Consider the following 18,479-nt stretch of genomic DNA (forward strand, 5'->3'; position numbering starts at 1 on the left):
ATATTCTCAGCCAATCTTACAAACGCCCCTTAAAATCACTGATAATCTGATAAGAGGATTTTTGCGTTCCAAGCTTGGATTGGGTCTGTTTCTTAGGAAAAACAAAACGATAAACGCGATAAAGCATTTGAAAGCCAAAAAGAAAAAAAGTCCCCCCTAAAATAAGCTCCAAAATAAGAAACATATGCGGTACCTTTCTTTCATGCTTGGAAGGAGCGGCCTTCACCGGCGATGCTTTTTTGATATTCTGACCGATTTTAGGCTGTGGTGGAAGCGTATGATCAAAATTCGGTTTTAAGGGAATCATTGGCTTTGCTTTTCCAGCGATTTTATCCAACTGAATTTGCGCTTCCTGATGGCCCTGTGCCGCCGCTAATTTTAAATATTGCTTTGCCAGAAAATCATTCTGAACAATGCCATCCCCCTTTAAAAAAGAAATTCCAAGAACATATTCCGCCTGCATGTCCCCATGATCCGCTCTTTGCACAAAATCATCAATCTGAGCCGGATCAATCGCATGCGCCACCCCTGCTATTCCCTGATATAAAAAACAGAGAGGCAGTATCCATAGAATTTTTAAACTTCTTTGTTTATGCTTCACACAAGACGCTTTCCTTAAAATCTCATTTTTCCTTCCTATCAAAAGGAAATTTAAAAAGCATGTTTAAAAATCAATGATCCTCAAAATTCTTAGCCATATTCCGTTTTTGCGTTCCTTGCTCCTACCAACAAAGGTCAATATCCCCAAGACGGTTGCAGAATTTGACAAACAGCAGAGCAGTTCAGGCGGCAGCCGGGATTCCTTTGGCAATTTCTACTCCAAAAAAGATGGATATGCCGGCCATAAAGCCTTAAATGGCATGTTTAAGGATCGTCAGGGCAACTATATCGGTAAAATCAATTCAGATGGCTCTTTCCATGACCGTTTTGGCGCCTATGCCGGACGTATCAACCGCCACGGCCATCTGAGCGGAAAAGATGGTAATTTTCTTGGAAAACTTTCCAAATCCGGTGCGGTGATTGGTAAAAATGGCCAATATCTTGGCCAAGTGCCGCCGGGAAACGAAGCTGCCGCCTTTTTACTCGTCTTTCAACAGGATTTCTCATGAAAAAGCTTCCCCTTCTCGGCATCTGTGCATGGAGCGGCACAGGGAAAACAACCCTTCTAAAACAGCTCATCCCTCTTTTAGCGGCGAAAAATCTCCGTGTCGGTCTGATTAAGCATACCCACCATAATATGGATGTGGATACCAAAGGCAAAGACAGTTACGAACTTCGCAAAGCCGGTGCCCATCAAACCCTTGTTGCCAGCGCCAAAAGATGGGCGCTCATGACAGAAACACCCGAGGCGGAAACGCTCAATCTCGGCTATCTTGCCTCTCGCATGGATGAAACAAAACTGGATCTGATCCTCGTAGAGGGATTTAAAAATGAAGACATCCCTAAAATACAGCTTTTCAGACAAGGCGCCGGCCACCCTCTAACGGATCTCGTGTGTGATTCCCATGCTATCGCCATCGCCACAGATATTGAAATTCCCCACTTAAAAATTCCCCAGCTTGATTTGAATTCTCCTGAGGAAATCAGCCTATTTATTCAAAACTGGCACCTTACAAAAATAGAAAATCCATCGCTTTAAAATCTCCTTTTTGGAAGAGCACTAATAATAAACGACAAAAGCCCCTTCCGGCATTAGATTTGCAGCACTATTGCGGCCAACAACGGGGACACTTACCTGTGCGACAAAACCGAGATTAGGTGTAAAACCATATTCAAATCCCGGAATGACCGTAAACTGGTCTGACCAAGCCTGTTTTTTCTCTGTCCAGTTACCGGTAGCGTCCCAGCCTTTAACACTGGTCGGGGCGCTCCATTTCCCGACTAAATCCAGAACAAGACCGAATTTTTTCGTAATCCCATACTGAAAATCCTGTCCGGCTGTCCCGAACTCGCTCGGTCTTGCCCAGCCGTCAAAACCAGATTCTGTGCCATAAGCGGACATCCCATGAAGTCTCGCTTGACCTGTCGCCTGATTTGCTGTCGCCCAGACAGTGCCAACCAACGCATGTCCCAAAACCGGAATTGTATAAAGCATCGTCACGCCAAAATTGAAATACCATGTTCCCGCTCCGGAAGCGTCATTTGGATTTGAAAGCCTGTCCCATCTGCCCGTTGGGGCCTGCCCTCCAAGCGTCAATGTCAAAGAAGGTGAATAAGCGGTGCTGGTTCTATATTTTATCCCAAAAGGTGTATCGGTCGCCTGCGGACTTGAAAGCGACGCACCGCCATTCCATTTTAAATCAAATCCCGGTGTTGCCCATACTTCGAGCTTATCGGTCACCGCATAAGCCAGCCACCAGCTATTGGAAAAAGAATTGCCACCCTTTGCGGAAGTGTCATGGTGGCCATGATCGCTAAAATTGCCCCAAGGCGTTGTCCCAAAAAACATTGGGGCTACACACCAATGCCCCTGACCGCTCATGCCTGCAAAAGATTCATTAGAAGTGCCGAAACTCCAAAAATCCGGGGTCGGCTGCGTCAAAAACTTGCCAATATCTCCTAAAATTCCCCATTTATCGAGATTTTTCCAAAGACGTGCATGAATAATCTGCTCTTGCTTGAGCGTTGTAACTTCGCCAAATTGATCTGGCCCTGTTGCGACATTTCCTCTGGATTGCCATTCTTTAATCTCATTTTTTTCATTGATACGCTCTTGCTGCGCCTTGAACTGTGCAATCGTTTGCCCCGGCGAAGCAATCGGCATTTTAGGCACATTCGGCACCAGCATTTCCGTCTTCTGAAACGACATTTCATTACCGCGCCGCGACTCTCGTAAATCAACTGTCCGCCGTTCTTCTGCCCGTGCCGAACCCTCCCACAAAATGGAAGTTCCTAGGCCCGCTATAAAAAGCAACCGAAAGAAAAAAGGAGGGAGATTTTTTAAAAACTTCAAGCCCATACACAGTCAGAGAGAAAAATGTCACATGAGCTTTAAAAGGAAATTTAAAAAAAAGACATTAGCACCAAGGGTAAATCTCTAACAAAAAAAAGAATGCGGCGATTACGCAACATTTTTTTGGGAAAGGAAAGATTGAAAAGCCAATCTCCCCCTTAGTAATAGGCGACAACTGCCATTTGCGGCGTTAAATTCGCACTTGTGTTACGTCCCACGACAGGAACTGAAACCTGCCCGACAATCCCCCAATTCGGGGAAAAAGCATATTCCAATCCAGGAACAACCGTAAACTGATCACTCCATTCCCCTTTGGTTTTCGACCAAACACCATTCGCATCATGGCCTTTAACACTCGTAGGTGCAGCCCAATTTCCCATCAAATCCAATGCAAGACCAAATTTTTTAGTAAGACCATATTCAAACCCTTCCCCGGCACTTCCAAACTGACTTGGACTTGCCCAGCCATCAAATCCTGCCTCTGTGCCATAGGTTGACATGCCGTGAATTCGTGCGTCGCCTGTTGATTGATTAGCAGAGGCCCAAACAGAGCTAATCAAAGGATGACCAAAAACAGGAATGGAATACATCATCGTCACGCCAAAATTAAAATACCATGAACCTGATCCGGAGCCGTCATTGGGATTAGATAATTTATCATAACGTCCTGTCGGTGCCTGTCCCCCTAGCGTTAGCGTCAATGAAGGAGAGTAGCTGGAGCTGGTTCTATATTTAATCCCAAAAGGTAAATCAGCAAATTCAGGACTTCCCGTACTAGCGCCGCCATTCCAATTCACCTCATAAGTCGGCTCAATAAAAACTTCGAGCTGATCGGTGATCGAATAGGCCATCCACCAAAGATTGGTATAATTATTACCGCCATTCGCTGCTTTTGACGTATCATGGTGACCATTTGAATTAAAAGACCCCCATGGCGTACTCCCAAAGAACATCGGCTCAACACACCAATGCCCTTTGCCGTTCATCGCCGGGAAAGATTCATTAATCGTGCCTTGATTCCAAAATTCCGGCATAGGCTGCGTAAAAAATTTTCCAACATCGCCCAAAACCCCCCATTTATCGAGTTTTTTCCAAATTCTTGCATGAATAATCTGCTCTTGGGCAACCGATTTTACTTCACCGAACTGATCTGGCCCCGTCGCCGTATTGCCACGCTCTTGCCATTCTTTAATGTCATTTTTCTGGTTAATCGCCCGTTGCTGAAGAGCCAATGCTTGCGGTGTTTCATCCGATGACATCATCGGCATTTGAGGCATATCCGGCATCATATTTCCTGCCGTCATGTGTAATGAAATCTCAACATTCTGTTTTTTACTTTTGCCGATTTCTACCGGTGCGTTTTCAGCCTGTGCTTTAACTGTAAAAATACCCGCACTGCCAAGCACAGCACTAATGGCTGAGCCATAAATGGCTATTCTTTGTAATTTAAAAAACATATCCTCTTATCGAGCGGAGATCGTCATCTATTCTCAAAAGAGCTTTAAAATTCTTTTCTTTAAGAAAAAGAAAAAATCTTTGAGTAAATTTCTGGATTTTCCGTCTCGTCCCATTGTCCCTTTTAAAAAGAGACTTAAACCGCAATCATCAGCTCCCGCAGATTTTCGTATGGCGTCGTCCTGAATGACGATGCGGTTTTCGGGCATGTGACTTCTTCTGTGCGTTCTTGCTGAAAAAGGTTCGGTTCAAAAGGCCGGACATAAGCTTTCACATCTCGAAAATGGGATTAATGCGCTTTGAATATCATTTAGAACAAATAATAAAGCGCTTAAAAGTTTGCATCATTATATTCTATAAAAATAATTTTTGTAAAGAGCCGTTAAAATAGCCACGCTAAATGCTGTAAAAAATCTGGCAATAAATAAAGTGTACAGGCCACAATAATCAGTAAAAAATATTTTAGAAAAAGATCCGATTTAGACGCTAATTTTTTACCATCACCCTCTAAAAAATCCTCAGACATTAAAATATCCTTTTTCCCTTTTCATAAAAAAATTGCGGTTGCGTGCTTAGGGGCGTATCTCTTTTATGAAGCAATTCATTTTACAGAATAATCTCTAAAAAAGGAACAAGGCTGTGACATCAGAAGATCCACAGAAAGCAAAACAAGAAGCTGCCAAAAAGATTTATCAGGATGCGCAAGAACATGTTGCCCGTGCAGAAACAATCATTGCAAGAGCTGTCATTGACCTTAAACGCTTAAAAGAGAACCCTCTAGACAGTGAAGAGGCCGGGGGGGAAGAGCTTCGTCAAGAAATCTTACGGGATACAGAAATTCTTATCGGCTTAATGGAAGCCGGCCGTGAAGGATACCGCCAGCGTTGCTCCCAAGCAGAATTTAAATACCGCCAAGCCGGCGGTGTTATTGCCCCAGATGGCACCCTGCCTTAATTACGGAAAGACAATCAAAAAATAAAGCGGACAAATAAACAAATATTTGTCCGCTTTTTATCATGCACAGCAATTAAAATAATTTACAATAATAACAAATATTTCTTCTAAAAATTTGAGGAGGTAGTAACAAAATGCTTGAAGAAGCACAAGTAACGGAAACACCAGAAGAAGAGGAACAGGAAGAGTCTGCTTCTATTCCCTACACTCAAACAGACGCCTTAAATGCTGTGAAAGCGTGGTATATTGGGGGTTATTCTCTTAACGCAATTCGTAGAGAATTGGAGAAGATTAACCGTCCTGATGTGGCAGAACGCTTGGGCGTTCGGCTGGGAGACTATTTGAGCCGTCTTTGCACAGAAACGGAACGAGAGGAGCGGAGAGAAAACAAACAACTTATCCGTTTGTCAAATCCTGATGGGTATAGGACAACAAAAAAGAAAAACACCTCAAAACGCACTCCGACCGACAAGGCGTTGCTTAAGACGCATCCCTTTACACTAAAAGCCCTCTTCAATAACCCTTTCAGCTTGGCTTACTATCTCAATCACCGCCCAAGCCTTCTTTCTCTCGACATTACGAATCTTACAGAAAAAAACTTTACAAATCTCTCCATAGAACTCTCGGCTTACCCTGCTCTTTTAGAAAAGAAAGTTTGGCATCTTAGCGCCTTAAACGCCCATAGCACTTATCAAATTCAAACATCAAAAGAGTCCCTTTCTATTGACCTGAAATCCCTTTTGGAAAAAACAGAAGCAACGCTCGTAGAAATTTCCATTCTTGTGAAAAACAATGACGAAAACATACTTTTTACACAGAAAGAAAATCTTAAAATCCTTGCTTTTGATGAATGGGGAGGCTGTGCCCATGAGCCTGTTTTACTCTCTACTTTCGTAACGCCTAACGCCGATAGCGTTAATGCGATTTTAAAAAAAGCCGCCTCTATTTTAGGTGAGAACAAAATTACGCATGGGCTGATTGCCTACCAAAGAGACAAACAGGCTGTCTGGGATCAAGCACAAGCCATTTGGCGTGCCCTTTGCCAAGAAGAAATTTATTATGCAAGCCCAAAAGCCTCTTTTGTTCAAAATGGCCAGCGTGTGCGTCTACCGGATCAAATTTTAAGAGAGGGGCTAGCCACTTGCTTAGACACATCTCTTCTTCTCGCCTCCTGTTTGGAGCAGGCAGGCCTTCATCCGGTTATTCTTATGACCAACAATCATGCCTTTACCGGTGTTTGGCTTGAGAAAACACAGGCGCCGACAGCAATTTGGAAAGATATTCTAGCGATACGCAATCATGTGAAAGCTAAGAATCTCATTGTTTTTGAAACCACGAATCTTTGCCGCCCCTCCCCTGCTGATTTTCATCTGGCTAATGAAAATGCCGAAGAAACACTTTCAAAGCTTAATGATACGGCATTTACCTCAGACGAAGCGAAAATTTTTGAATATGCTTTAGATATTTCTTTAAGCCGCCAAGAAGGGATTTTACCTTTCCCCTCAGAGCGGGAAATTACATCGATTGAGAACCCTTTGAGAAAGACGCTGGAAAACACCCTTTTTCAAAACTGGTCAACGCCGACTTTTAGCGAAAACACTTATTTTGAGACGACAGAAAATTCTCTTTCCCGCTTTGGCGAGTGGACAAAAAAACTTTTAGATTTTTCTTCTAAAAACCGTCTTATTAAACTACCTAAAAAAAGCACAAACAAGACAACTTATCTTTACAGCCCTGATCTCAATCTGCTCGCTGAAAAACTTCGAAAAACAGAAAAAAATAGCTCGAAAAAATTAGATCACCTCTGTTTTGCTGTTTGGCCTGAAAGACAGGCAGGCTCTCCTAATCTTTTAGAAAATGAAGCGGAGAAGAAAAATTTTGCCCTTCATAACCTTGATAAGCAAAATAATCTGATTTTAGAGGAACTTTCCGCCAATAAAATGGAAAATCGTCTCACGCAAATGCGCTATGATGCCCAAAGCGCTCTAAGAGAAGGCGGTGCAAATATTTTATGGCTCACAATTGGAGGAATAAAATGGAAAGAAGAAAATGCCCGCTATTCTGATCCTTTCGAAGCACCCTTAATTTTATGGCCTGTCATGCTTTCACGCCCGAACGGACGTTCTCCTTCGGAACTTAGAATGCGGGAGGAGGATGTTGCTTTCAATACGACTATCGGGGAATATCTGCAAAAAGCGTTCAATTTAAACTTTACCCCCTCCCTTGATCTTCTTGAAAAAATACAAACGGGCGAAACAAGCCTCACAGCCTTTTTAGGGGGATTGCGCCAAAAAATTGCCCAAGAAGGAATTTCCGGCTTTGAAATTACCGAAACTGTCACCTTATCCATACTGGATTTTGAAAGTTTCTACTTATGGACAGATCTTAAAAATCGTGAAGAAAGCATTTTAAAACATCCTCTTGTTCAGCAGCTGCTTAAAAAGCAGGCTGACTTTCCTTCTGACGATGAAGCGGAACATCGCCGAAACTTTGAAACAGCAGAAAGGCTGGCCGGCGCTAAATTAGATGATTTACTCCAGAACACGACATTATTTTGCCCACTTCCTGCAGATTCCTCTCAGCTTTTAGCGGTTAAACGTGCTGCTTCGGGAGAAAGCTTTGTTCTTATCGGACCGCCGGGGACCGGGAAAAGCCAAACCATCGCAAATATCATTGCAGACCGCCTTCATGCAGGCAAAAAAATTCTTTTTGTCGCGGCAAAGCAAACGGCTTTATCTGTCGTGCATCAGCGTCTTCAAAAACTCGGTCTCGGCAGCGCCTGTCTTGACCTATTTTCACAAAAAGCAAATAAAAAAGAAATTGTTACGCATTTAGCCAGCACAACAGAGATCTCTTTACACCGCCCCCAAGAAGAAAATAACGCTCTGTCGCTCTTGGAAGAGAAGCAAAATATTGTTTCCAAACTCAATGCGCTGACAAAATCTGTCCATGAAAAAGAAAACGGACAATGGAGCTTTTATCAAGCGGCCGGAGAACGGCTGCGTGCCCAGCGTCTCAAAACGCCCGATATCTCCCTTGGCGCTGATTTTAGTCTCAATGATTTTCCACTTGCTGAACGTCTTGATGCCTTGGAGGATTTAATCCAAAAATGGGAAGATGTCGCACCAGAAGCGCAAAAAGATTTTACATATCTGAGCCTCAAACACTACATATTTGCAACAGAAGAACGTCTTAGAGATCTCCTGCCAATCCTCATTACAGAATGGAAACATGCAGAAGAGCTAATCAAAAAAATTTCTCAAACCGCCGGTATCTCTTTTTCATTTGTAAGTCTCCAAGCCTTTTCCCTGTTAAAGGAAATTTTACAAGCACGCCTTCTTCCAGAAATCTCCTTATGGTGTTTTTCAGAAAGGGCAGAAAAAATTCCTGCGGCTTTTACGGCTTTGGAAGCGGCTCAAATTAAGAAAAGAGAAGCGAAGGAATCTTTAGATAACTGTACGCAAGCTTTAAAAACATGGCAGGCTGCACACAAATTTAAAAATTTTCTTGCACAAAAAAATCTTAAAAAAAACGTAACCCTCTCCGATTTGCACCTGAAAGAAGAAGAGGCGCAAAGATTATTTGAAACGGCAGAAGAAAGCTGGAATGAAAAATATACAAAAATTCTAAGATTGCTTCATACGCATCCAGATTTGCAAAAACAGCTTTTCAATACAGAAGATCCGACAGAAATTGCGTTAAACCTTAAATCTTTCAAAGTCTCTTCTGCGCAAATTTCTCTTTTAAATCAATCATTCCAAGCTTTTCAAAAACTGGAATCCCTTACGCAGCAAGTCATTTTGGCCAAAATGAGTGCGCTGCCGCAATCTTTCAAAATTCAGCTCAAAAACATCTCCCCCCTTAATGAAAGGCTCAAAAATCTTCTCAGCAGCTACCAAATCCATCTGCTAAAATTACTGCCGCTGATTGAAGAGGTTGAAAAAGAGACAGAAACCTCCCTTAGTACCCTAAAAATTCAAAATGGTTCATGGCTTGAGAAAATACCGAACATCTTCGCACGATGGCATAAATCATTGCCGCATTTAAGAGAATGGACAGCCTATCAGCGCAGTATCCTTCAAGCGGAAAGGTTACAGGTCGGTCATTTTGCACATCTGCTTCAGAAAAATGAAATCGCCTCAAAAGATCTTAAAAAGGCTTTTAAAAAAAGCCTATGCAACAAAAATTCTAAATGAAAAAAGCGCACACAATACGCTATTGAGCAACCATACAGGCAAAGATCGGGAACTTGCTATCCAGCATTTTAAAAAATGCGATCAGAATTGGCTTGAGGAAGAAGGTGCCGCTGCAATTTCTATTCGAGAAAATCTTTTAAAATTCTGTCCCAATCAAAGTACACCCCAAGATAAAGATGCCTTTGCTCTCATCCTTAAAGAGAGCAAAAAGAAAATGCGTCATATTCCTGTACGAGAACTCCTGGAAAAAACAAAAAAAATTATCCACAACATCACCCCCTGCCTCATGATGAGCCCCCTTTCATGCGCACGCTTCCTTTCTGAAAATACCGAAGCATTTGACTTGGTTATTTTTGATGAGGCTTCTCAAATCAAAACATGTGAAGCCATCGGTGCAATCACCCGGGCCAAACAAGCTATCATTGTCGGTGATCCAAAGCAGTTGCCGCCAACCAGTTTTTTCAAAAAAGAAGCCGAAGAAAATGAGGCATTGGGCGATAATGTCGATGAGGAATCTATCTTAGATGAATGCCTCACTGCCGGCATACCTGAAATTCTTCTAAGCTGGCACTACCGTTCTCGAAATGAAAGTTTGATTGATTTTTCCAATCATCACTATTACCAAGGCAAGCTTGTCACCTTTCCAGCACCAAATATTTCAGATCAGGCACTTTCCTTTGTTCACGTAAAAGATGCCATTTATCAATCAGGGAACGGCTCCAATAAAAATAATGCTGCATGCACAAATCCTGTTGAGGCCACAGAAGTTGTTGAAGCTGTCGTCAATCATGCCAAAGAGCAAAAAAAACGTGAGGCTTTAGGCCTTGCAATACAATCTCTTGGGATTATCACGTTTAATAAATCTCAACGTGATCTCATTTCCCAACTGATTGCCAATCAAGCTTTGAAATATCCAGAACTTTCACTTCTACTCTCAGAAGAAGCCGAAACTGACCTTGATTGCGTCCCGCTTCTCATCCGAAATTTAGAAGAGGTTCAGGGAGAGGAACGGGATATTATGTTCTTCTCAACAACATTCGGCCCTGACAGAACAGGCAAATTCAGTCAGAATTTTGGCCCTCTTAACCGAAAAGGCGGCGAAGCATTGCCAAAACGCACCTATCAAACCTTTGACTCGCCTTTTGAAGAAGAAGTCGCCACGCTGCTTCATAAAAAAGGCTGGGAGGTTCACCCTCAAGTAGGTGTCGGCTCTTTTAGGATTGATCTCGGTATTGTTAATCCAGACATGCCGCAAACTTATTTAGCTGGCATCGAATGTGATGGCGCAAGCTATCATAGCCGCGCCTCTGCACGCGATAGAGATATTGTGCGTCAAGAAGTGCTTCAAGGGATGGGATGGCAGATTTTACGCATCTGGTCTTCAGACTGGTGGACGCATGCAGATAAAGAAATTGATCGCTTAGATCAAAAACTCAAAATGCTTTTAGAAAAAGAAAGAGAGAAAACACCCTCCAAAAAGATTGCGTAAAATGTCATCTGTAGAAGAACCCGCTTTGAAAGCGGGTTCTTCTATTTTCCCAGTATAAAAAACGGCCTAAAAAGCCTGTTTTCTCGAAAACGGGCCAGCAGGATCACGCCTAAAACAAGACTGTAAAAAAGCGTTTCCTCTGTCCAGGTTTTATAGGTCAAAAAGAAATGGATCATACCGATCATAATGGCTGGATACACCAAGCGATGAAGCTTTTTCCAGCGTCTTTTAAGCAGACGCATGCTTTTTTGGTTGGAAGTCACTGCCAAGAGCAATAAAATTACAAAAACAATGGCACCGCATTGCATAAAAAGCTGATGCGTTATTTGTTTCAATACAGCCTGCCACTCCCCTGCCAAATCAATAAAGACAAAAACCGCCAAATGCGCACAAGCATAAAAAAAGGCGGTCAAACCAATCATACGGCGATAAGTCAAAAGCTTTTTAAAAGAGAAGATTTTAGACAGCGGCAGCAAGGCAATGCACAGCAATAAAAACCGAAAACTCCATAATCCTAAGCCTCGCTCAAGCGCAATCACAGGATCAATCCCAAGTGCGCCTGTTTCTGCTTGCAAATACAGAAAAAATCCCGGAACTAAAAAGAGAAAGTAAAGAAAAGGACGATGCATTTTCAGCAGAAAATTCCGCAGCTTAATAATAATATTCCTCCGTCTCATCCTGATATAGTGCCGCAACCTCTTGCCCATAGCCATTGAAAGGCAAGGTTTCCTGACGGGTAATGCCTCTGAAACCAACACCTGAAATAAAGCGCTCACTGGCTTGGCTCCATCTCGGATGCGGCAAGTTCGGATTAACATTGGCATAAAACCCATACTCTGTGGGATTCAACTGATGCCATGTTGTTATCGGCTGCTGCGCCGTCAGCGTCATCTTCTGAATGGCTTTAATGCCTTTAAACCCATATTTCCAAGGCACAACGAGGCGAAGCGGTGCCCCCATTTGCTTGACCAAATTCTGTCCATAGGCTCCGACAGCTAAAAGCGTGAGATCATGCTGTGCCTCGTCCAAACGCAACCCTTCACAATAGGGCCATGCAATCCCTCCAGCCCCTTCCTGCCCAGACATTTGATCTGGACGGACAATGGATTCAAAGGCTACAAAATTCGCCTCCGGCTTAATTTTAACCTTTGCCAAAATTTTATGGAGCGGAATCCCATTCCAAGGAATGACCATCGACCAGCCCTCAACACAGCGCATGCGATAGACACGCTCTTCGAGATCAGAGGCATGCATTAGATCCCGAATATCTAAAATAACGGGCTCTTCCACTAAACCGTCAATTTCCAACTGCCAAGGATAAGGAATATAACGTCCTGAATATTTCGCTGGATCGGTTTTATCCATCCCGAACTCATAGAAATTATTATAGTAAAAGGCAGCCTGCTGGGCGGTTGTCAGAAGATTTGCCTGCAGCCTCACCGCAGAAAGCCCTTTCCATTCGGCTGATTTGCCGATTTGATAGGTCTCGCTTTCGGCATCGTCAGCCCAAGCCTGTGATCCATAGAGTAAAAAATCAGCCGCAACGGAGCTGCCAAGGGCCAACAAAGCACTCCGTTTTATAAAATCACGGCGTTGATACAAAAGGGAAGAAGATCTTCTGTTTTTTGGAGATGTAAACATAATTAAGGTAGAAAACTTTCAAGTCAGAAGAACATCTCCTAAGGATAAGGAAGAATAGCGGAAACACAATCAAATGATTCTTTTTTTGAGACAGACCTCTTTCCAAAGAGAGCTCAAAACTTATTTTTAAAAGATAATATGCCTATCGCATTCTTATTCATGCTGACCTCCCCATGCTGATTGCAACAGGAAACAAAGATGTTCAAACCTTATGATGCCGCCCAAACACTCCTATTAGATAAGGGGTTCAAAGATTTTACACATCCAGATCATTTTTCGGCGATGCCACAAGCGCCTTCTGCTGACGGGATGATCAAAAACGCCTCGGACATCAAGGCTGTGATTACAAATTTCGCTATCGGCATTTCAGAAGAAATGCTTGCAAAACTTCCCAATCTGGAAATTATCTCTGTTTTCGGCGTTGGCGTTGACCGGCTGCCGCTTCAAACCCTCAAAAAGCGCGGAATCAAAATCTCAACAACGGCTGGCGTGAATGCTGACGAAGTGGCAGACACGGCCCTCATGCTTCTGCTCAATCTGAACCGTCATTTCATTGCCAATACAGAATGGATGAAAAACGGATCTTGGCTAAAATGCGGTGAACCACCTTTGGGACATGCAATCAAAAATTCTAGAATCGGCATTGCCGGTTTTGGTGCAATCGGAAAGAAAATCGCCGATCGTATGGCCGTTTTCGGCGCTGAAATCCGCTATTATAACCGCACAGCACAAAAAACCGCCTTTCCCCGTGAGGAGACACTGCAATCTCTCGCCACATGGGCCGATACGCTGATCCTCGCCCTTCCCGGAACAAAAGAAACCAAAAAAATCATCAATGCGGATATTTTAGAAAAACTCGGTAAAAATGGCACCCTCATCAATATTGCCAGAGGCAGTCTTGTCGATGAAAAAGCCCTTCTCGAAGCCTTGGAAAAGAAAAATATTCGGGGCGCAGGGCTGGATGTTTTTGTTGGTGAGCCCAACATCAATCCGGAATTTTACCGCTTGGAAAATTGTACATTGCAACCCCACCAAGGATCTGCGACTTGGGAAACACGCCAGGCAATGGCCCTTAACGTAATCCAAAACCTTCAGGCGCATTTTAACGGCCAGCCTCTGCTGACACCGCTAAAAGATTTTGCCTAAGATAATAAAATTACATATTTTAAAAGCCCACTTTTTCAAGTGGGCCTTTTTTCTTACGAATTCTCTTTTGCAGCTTTTAAGGCCAATTTTGCGAAACCCTCGGCAAAAAGATTCGCATAGCCTTGATGCGGCTGACGGATGGCCATATCTGTCGATTGGGAGAGAACGGTTTTATTAAAAACCTGAATGGCTGTTTCTTTTAAGTCTTCCGGGCTTAAATCCTGACCGACCAAACGCTTTTGCAACGCACGAACGAGTGCATCTGTATAAGCATCATGCGCCGCTACGGATTTTTTTGAACCGCCGAGCTGTCCAACAGCCTCTTGTACAATGGATTTAATTTCTGCTGTCACGTTAAAATCCTTCTTGAATCACATCCGAAATTTGCCAATAGAAGTGGCTATTTTATGCCCTCATTGTGCCTATTCTCACAGATTATTCAAGTCCAGGTCTTTTTAAAGGTCAATCAGTTATATTGCTTAAAATGTAAAACATCCATCTCGCTTTAAAAGTCACAAATAAGATAAATTTAGACTTCTCAGCGCCTCATCTTCACCAGTCTCTGTTTCTTAAAAAAAAACAAAAGAATTTTTTGAAAATTCTATTGAATAAATTAGAAGAATTAACTATGTTAATTAAATCTTCTGATTTATTAGAAGATTTAATTCAATTAAGGAAATCTAAATCAATGATAAACACCTCAATAATTGACCCACCTGCCGATATGGATATGATGTCCTCTCTCGTTGATAACCCACCACCACTTGGGCTTAAACACCTGCCCATGTACATGGTTCCATACCAAATCAAGTCTAAAATTGACTGTAAGTATCTATCTTTTGGCCTTGGACAATGGCGAAAAGCAGGAGAAATGCCTCTTTCTCTTAAAACATGGCGAAAGAATGGCCCAAAGGGCTGGTCAAGAATGTCTGAGGAGATGCCTGTTTCTAGGAATATTGATCTAACTATTCTAGCAGCATTAATTGCCCAGCAGGATTTTCCTGAAGAACTTAAAATTCCAGCAAATACTTTTACGGAACAACCTCAGAAATGGTCTTTGCATAAACTCAGCAGCGATTTTTTAGAAGAAGAAAAAGTCTCTTTTCTAAAAAGACTTTCTGTACTCAAAGAGATATTGAATAATATTGCCGATATTTGAGTAGTGTCATAACTTTTCAGGAGAAAATGGTGGAGGGAGTTGGATTCGAACCAACGTAGGCGTACGCCAGCGGATTTACAGTCCGCCCCCTTTAGCCACTCGGGCACCCCTCCAGCCTTTGGAATCTCTATTATAAAATAGAGTATGCGTATGAATTACCTGTGCTTTGACTTAAGGTCAAGAGGATTTTGCTTTTTACTTTCACAAAATCACTTAAAAACGCTATTCTGCCTTTCATCTTAGTAATTTTATATCTTTTTCCTTTAGTCTTTAGAGTTGTTTTATGAGTGATAAACGCCGCCCCTCCCGCAACCGTGCTGAAAAAACCCATCGCCGCCGTTCTGGCCGTGCCGGCGGAAGCTATTGGCTTTATGGGCTGCATGCGGCGCTTTCAGCGCTCGAAAATCCTGATCGTGATATTTTAGAAATTCGTCTCGGCGAGACCCTGCCCGATGAAATTCATCATGCCATTGCCCAGCGCCGCCTTTCTGCTCAAAGCAATGACCGCCAAGCCCTCTCTGAGCTTTGTGGCATGGATGCTGTGCATCAGGGCATTGCCATGAAGGTCAACCCCCTTAAAAATGACCATACGCTAGAAGAAATTGCAGCAATGAAAGGCCCGATCCTCGTGCTTGATCAGGTCACAGATCCCCGCAATGTCGGGAGCCTCTTACGTTCTGCCGCCGCCTTTAATGTCGCCGCTGTGATTGTTCAGGAACGTCATGCACCGCCCGAAACCGGCACAATGGCAAAAACGGCCTCCGGTGCCTTGGATATTGTTCCCATTATCCGTGAAACCAACCTCTCCCGTGCCATTGAGATTTTGAAGAAAAATGGCCGCTGGATTGTCGGGCTAGATGCCGATGGCAAAAGCCTCCCAAAAGCCAATTTAGATGCCAATAAAACGGTTCTTGTGTTGGGTGCAGAAGGCAAAGGCATGCGCCGCCTCGTAGAAGGAAATTGCGATGAGACATTAAGTATTCCAATGAATGCAATCATGGAAAGCTTTAACGTCTCTGTTGCCGGTGCCATTGCCCTTTACGAAATCAACCGCAAAAGCTAAGCCGTTTTTAAGCGTTTAAGCTATTGGCAACGATATTTTTATGCGCCAATAGCTTAAAAATGCTCTTTGAACGCTTAATGACTTATATGCGCTTCATGTTGGAGCGCATTTCTTCTTTCAAACAGCAGGTCAATTTTGGCCTCTGTGGATTTTTCGATAAATTCTAAAAGAGAGCGTCCCTCGCAAATTTTTGCCTGATCGCCCTCAGCCTGCTCAATTAAAATTCTGGCACAGGCAATCGCATTGACCTGAGAGGTAAGCCATGCAGAAAACTCCTGCACTTCGTCCTCTTCCAAAAGCGTTCCCGCCTGTAGATTATCTTGCTGAACCATCCCCCGGCTCCTTTATTTTCTCGAATAGAAACCTGCAAAAAGGCAGGCGGGAGTCTCGAAAACAGCTAAAGGAACTGCCTGTCCTATTCCCCCGGAAGGTATTTTATTCAGACAGACTCCCGCCAGAAAAGATTCCAGCAGACATAAGGAAGCCGCACATTTTCGGGTGCGGCGTCCGTTCTCTTTAGAGGTTTTCGAGGCCTCGTAAAAGCAAAGATGAAACCCTTTGAACCGAAAGTCAATAAAGCAAGAGAAGAATTTACGACACTCCTCCAGCAAGAAGCTCTAGAACGGTATAAAGGTATTTTTCAAGCGAGAAGCAAAGACGACTTATCTTATAGGATAATGTGCCATTGCCTCAGCACATATCCCCTTACTCAGCCTTTGCCGGAGGTGACATACGAAGCTCACGCAAAACCCGTCCTTGATCCGGATACCAAACCAAAATCCGCTCCTCCGTTCCGCCGACAGATTTACCGGAGACGGGCGGCACATTTCGAGTGACAACAACGCCGATGCCGCCATCTGGAAGGCTGAGGGCATAACGTAACCCTTCACCGGGACGTTTTGGATAATTGAGAATAACAGGCGCATCATTGGTTATTTTGGCCTTTTCCGTTGTGGGAAGCGGTGCCGGCGCAGCCTCCTCCGGCAAAGTCTGCATGACCGGCGCAGGCTCTTTTTTATGCGTTATCTTATAATAAAAGACAGCGCCAAGGCCTAAAACAGCGGAAACAATCGCCAGAGCCATGACAAAGATGCAGGCAATCAACATTTTTTCAAAACGTGGGGAAAAAGCCGTTATCCTTGCGATACCGTCCTCCTCCTCCATTGTGATAATTTCTTCTTCCACTTCATGATTTGCCATTCAAGTTTGATCCTCTTTCCTTTATGAACTGCTTTGATTGCGCTAAAGTTCTTTAAATCTTCGTCTTTTTCTTTTCTTATTCTTTTACATCTTTTCCATGAAATCCACAGAACTTACTTCTTTTATCATTTCAAAAAATCTTGCCAATACACGTGTTGACCGTGCGGCAGCAGATCTTTTACCGCATCTTTCGAGAAGTAAGGCCAAAAACCTCCTTGAAGAATACGGATTTTACCATAATCAGCATTTTTCAAGAGATCCCGGCGCACGTCTAAAAGAAAAAGACGAAATTGCCTTTCCGCAAACAATTTCAAAGGTACAAGAACCACCAAAAACGATCGCCAGAAATATCCCTCTCAATCTTTTATATGAGGATGCGGATCTGATTATTTTGGACAAACCGGCCGGGCTGGTTGTCCATCCAGCCCCTGGACATTTAGATGATACGCTGGTCAATGCACTGATTGCTCACTGTCCCGATATATTTTCAGCACAGCAAAATGATCAGCTTGAAAAACTACATACAAACGACGATCATCCAGAAAATTACGGTGGCGAAGACCGACCCGGCATTGTTCATCGCCTTGATAAAGAAACCTCTGGCGTGATGGTCGTGGCAAAATCACCTCTCGCTTTCAAGTCACTTTCACGTGCCTTTGCCGAACGAGATCTTTCACGACGTTATCTTGCTCTTGTTTGGGGGAATCCACCCGATGAAGGGGATTGGGAGGGTAATATTGGGCGTTCTCGTAATGACCGTAAGAAAATGGCGGTTCTAAAAGATGGCGGAAAACCTGCAAAAACCTATTTCAAAATCTTAGAGCGCTTTGGCAAAAATGGCGAGAATCTTGCCCTTGTGGAATGTAAGCTGGCAACAGGGCGCACCCACCAAATTCGGGTACATTTTTCACATCATGGCTTTCCACTGGTTGGCGACCCTGTTTATCTTAAACGAATCCCCCGCTTTGCTAAGACTCTCCCCCCTTCTTCTCGAAATCTCCTGCTGGATTTTCCACGCCAAGCCCTTCATGCGGCACATTTAGGATTTAAACATCCCATATCTGGCGAATGGGTCGAATTTTCGACGGATCTGCCAGAAGATTTTGCGGAAATTGTCGCACATTTAAGAAAAGACGAAAAAAATCAGAATAAAGCCTGAAAAGAGTCTTTTTTTTAGACTCTGGACTTCTTAGGTAGAAAAAGGGCTATAAACAGAGTCCCTA

General features: G+C 43.3%; 17 protein-coding genes and 1 tRNA gene. 9 read left to right on the top strand and 9 right to left on the bottom strand.

Annotated features, from left to right (window positions below; genetic code table 11):
• Nucleotides 1–16: 16 nt before the first annotated feature.
• A complete protein-coding gene (locus FAI41_02985; protein QCE32625.1) occupies nt 17–601 on the bottom strand; it encodes an SEL1-like repeat protein in 585 nt (194 codons plus the stop codon).
• 73 nt (nt 602–674) lie between these two features.
• Here FAI41_02985 and FAI41_02990 point away from each other — a divergent pair, with 73 nt between their 5' ends.
• Both FAI41_02990 and mobB read left to right on the top strand, forming a co-directional pair.
• Nucleotides 675–1,109: a hypothetical protein gene (locus FAI41_02990; GenBank protein QCE32626.1), complete on the top strand. Its 435-nt coding sequence runs from the start codon at nt 675–677 to the stop codon at nt 1,107–1,109.
• Nucleotides 1,106–1,639, top strand: coding sequence for a molybdopterin-guanine dinucleotide biosynthesis protein B (gene mobB, locus FAI41_02995; protein ID QCE32627.1), 534 nt, complete (start codon nt 1,106–1,108; stop codon nt 1,637–1,639). The genes FAI41_02990 and mobB overlap by 4 nt, the downstream gene beginning before the upstream one ends.
• 21 nt (nt 1,640–1,660) lie before the next feature.
• Here the strand turns inward: mobB and FAI41_03000 are convergent, their stop codons facing one another.
• The gene (locus tag FAI41_03000) at nt 1,661–2,809 is read right to left on the bottom strand and encodes a hypothetical protein (GenBank protein ID QCE32628.1); all 1,149 of its coding nucleotides are present in this window, start codon (nt 2,807–2,809) and stop codon (nt 1,661–1,663) included.
• Nucleotides 2,810–3,111: 302 nt separating this feature from the next.
• Entirely contained in the window at nt 3,112–4,410 is a 1,299-nt protein-coding gene (locus tag FAI41_03005) for a hypothetical protein (protein QCE32629.1), read from the bottom strand.
• Nucleotides 4,411–5,047: 637 nt separating this feature from the next.
• Between FAI41_03005 and FAI41_03010 the strand changes: the two genes are divergently transcribed.
• The 3 genes from FAI41_03010 (at nt 5,048) to FAI41_03020 (ending at nt 11,047) form a co-directional block, all read left to right on the top strand.
• Nucleotides 5,048–5,362: a hypothetical protein gene (locus FAI41_03010; GenBank protein ID QCE32630.1), complete on the top strand. Its 315-nt coding sequence runs from the start codon at nt 5,048–5,050 to the stop codon at nt 5,360–5,362.
• A gap of 134 nt (nt 5,363–5,496) precedes the next feature.
• A complete protein-coding gene (locus tag FAI41_03015) occupies nt 5,497–9,558 on the top strand; it encodes a DUF4011 domain-containing protein (GenBank protein QCE32631.1) in 4,062 nt (1,353 codons plus the stop codon).
• Entirely contained in the window at nt 9,491–11,047 is a 1,557-nt protein-coding gene (locus tag FAI41_03020) for a hypothetical protein (GenBank protein QCE32632.1), read from the top strand. The genes FAI41_03015 and FAI41_03020 overlap by 68 nt, the downstream gene beginning before the upstream one ends.
• A 41-nt stretch (nt 11,048–11,088) precedes the next feature.
• On the opposite strand, the gene FAI41_03025 is transcribed toward FAI41_03020, so the two are convergent.
• Both FAI41_03025 and msrP read right to left on the bottom strand, forming a co-directional pair.
• Nucleotides 11,089–11,760, bottom strand: coding sequence for a sulfoxide reductase heme-binding subunit YedZ (locus FAI41_03025; protein ID QCE32633.1), 672 nt, complete (start codon nt 11,758–11,760; stop codon nt 11,089–11,091).
• Nucleotides 11,699–12,688, bottom strand: coding sequence for a protein-methionine-sulfoxide reductase catalytic subunit MsrP (gene msrP / locus FAI41_03030; GenBank protein QCE32634.1), 990 nt, complete (start codon nt 12,686–12,688; stop codon nt 11,699–11,701). The genes FAI41_03025 and msrP overlap by 62 nt, the downstream gene beginning before the upstream one ends.
• 198 nt (nt 12,689–12,886) lie before the next feature.
• Between msrP and FAI41_03035 the strand changes: the two genes are divergently transcribed.
• Nucleotides 12,887–13,834: a 2-hydroxyacid dehydrogenase gene (locus tag FAI41_03035; GenBank protein ID QCE32635.1), complete on the top strand. Its 948-nt coding sequence runs from the start codon at nt 12,887–12,889 to the stop codon at nt 13,832–13,834.
• A gap of 53 nt (nt 13,835–13,887) precedes the next feature.
• Here FAI41_03035 and FAI41_03040 read toward each other — a convergent pair whose 3' ends face one another.
• A complete protein-coding gene (locus tag FAI41_03040) occupies nt 13,888–14,187 on the bottom strand; it encodes a hypothetical protein (GenBank protein ID QCE32636.1) in 300 nt (99 codons plus the stop codon).
• A 251-nt stretch (nt 14,188–14,438) separates the two neighbouring features.
• Here FAI41_03040 and FAI41_03045 point away from each other — a divergent pair, with 251 nt between their 5' ends.
• Nucleotides 14,439–14,993 (top strand): hypothetical protein, encoded by a 555-nt coding sequence (locus FAI41_03045; GenBank protein ID QCE32637.1) that lies wholly within the window; start codon nt 14,439–14,441, stop codon nt 14,991–14,993.
• A gap of 27 nt (nt 14,994–15,020) precedes the next feature.
• On the opposite strand, the gene FAI41_03050 is transcribed toward FAI41_03045, so the two are convergent.
• Nucleotides 15,021–15,106, bottom strand: a tRNA-Tyr gene (locus FAI41_03050).
• 170 nt (nt 15,107–15,276) lie between these two features.
• Here FAI41_03050 and rlmB point away from each other — a divergent pair.
• Nucleotides 15,277–16,056: a 23S rRNA (guanosine(2251)-2'-O)-methyltransferase RlmB gene (gene rlmB, locus FAI41_03055; GenBank protein QCE32638.1), complete on the top strand. Its 780-nt coding sequence runs from the start codon at nt 15,277–15,279 to the stop codon at nt 16,054–16,056.
• Between the two features lie 74 nt (nt 16,057–16,130).
• Here rlmB and FAI41_03060 read toward each other — a convergent pair whose 3' ends face one another.
• Together FAI41_03060 and FAI41_03065 are read right to left on the bottom strand one after the other, a co-directional pair.
• Complete coding sequence (locus FAI41_03060) at nt 16,131–16,388, bottom strand: hypothetical protein (protein ID QCE32639.1); 258 nt, start codon at nt 16,386–16,388, stop codon at nt 16,131–16,133.
• A gap of 373 nt (nt 16,389–16,761) precedes the next feature.
• Entirely contained in the window at nt 16,762–17,256 is a 495-nt protein-coding gene (locus tag FAI41_03065) for a hypothetical protein (protein QCE32640.1), read from the bottom strand.
• A 97-nt stretch (nt 17,257–17,353) separates the two neighbouring features.
• Between FAI41_03065 and FAI41_03070 the strand changes: the two genes are divergently transcribed.
• Nucleotides 17,354–18,415, top strand: coding sequence for an RluA family pseudouridine synthase (locus tag FAI41_03070; GenBank protein ID QCE32641.1), 1,062 nt, complete (start codon nt 17,354–17,356; stop codon nt 18,413–18,415).
• Nucleotides 18,416–18,479: the final 64 nt, after the last annotated feature.

The sequence above is a fragment of the Acetobacteraceae bacterium genome (genome assembly GCA_004843165.1).
GTDB lineage: Bacteria > Pseudomonadota > Alphaproteobacteria > Acetobacterales > Acetobacteraceae.

What these genes read in the sequence shown, in the direction of transcription:
- FAI41_02990 (QCE32626.1), top strand. Translation starts at nt 675, where the DNA reads ATGATCCTCAAAATTCTTAGCCATATTCCGTTTTTGCGTTCCTTGCTC.
- mobB (QCE32627.1), top strand. Translation starts at nt 1,106, where the DNA reads ATGAAAAAGCTTCCCCTTCTCGGCATCTGTGCATGGAGCGGCACAGGG.
- FAI41_03000 (QCE32628.1), bottom strand. Translation starts at nt 2,809, where the DNA reads ATGTCGTTTCAGAAGACGGAAATGCTGGTGCCGAATGTGCCTAAAATG.
- FAI41_03005 (QCE32629.1), bottom strand. Translation starts at nt 4,410, where the DNA reads ATGTTTTTTAAATTACAAAGAATAGCCATTTATGGCTCAGCCATTAGT.
- FAI41_03015 (QCE32631.1), top strand. Translation starts at nt 5,497, where the DNA reads ATGCTTGAAGAAGCACAAGTAACGGAAACACCAGAAGAAGAGGAACAG.
- FAI41_03020 (QCE32632.1), top strand. Translation starts at nt 9,491, where the DNA reads ATGAAATCGCCTCAAAAGATCTTAAAAAGGCTTTTAAAAAAAGCCTAT.
- FAI41_03025 (QCE32633.1), bottom strand. Translation starts at nt 11,760, where the DNA reads ATGGCTATGGGCAAGAGGTTGCGGCACTATATCAGGATGAGACGGAGG.
- msrP (QCE32634.1), bottom strand. Translation starts at nt 12,688, where the DNA reads ATGTTTACATCTCCAAAAAACAGAAGATCTTCTTCCCTTTTGTATCAA.
- FAI41_03035 (QCE32635.1), top strand. Translation starts at nt 12,887, where the DNA reads ATGTTCAAACCTTATGATGCCGCCCAAACACTCCTATTAGATAAGGGG.
- rlmB (QCE32638.1), top strand. Translation starts at nt 15,277, where the DNA reads ATGAGTGATAAACGCCGCCCCTCCCGCAACCGTGCTGAAAAAACCCAT.
- FAI41_03060 (QCE32639.1), bottom strand. Translation starts at nt 16,388, where the DNA reads ATGGTTCAGCAAGATAATCTACAGGCGGGAACGCTTTTGGAAGAGGAC.
- FAI41_03065 (QCE32640.1), bottom strand. Translation starts at nt 17,256, where the DNA reads ATGGCAAATCATGAAGTGGAAGAAGAAATTATCACAATGGAGGAGGAG.
- FAI41_03070 (QCE32641.1), top strand. Translation starts at nt 17,354, where the DNA reads ATGAAATCCACAGAACTTACTTCTTTTATCATTTCAAAAAATCTTGCC.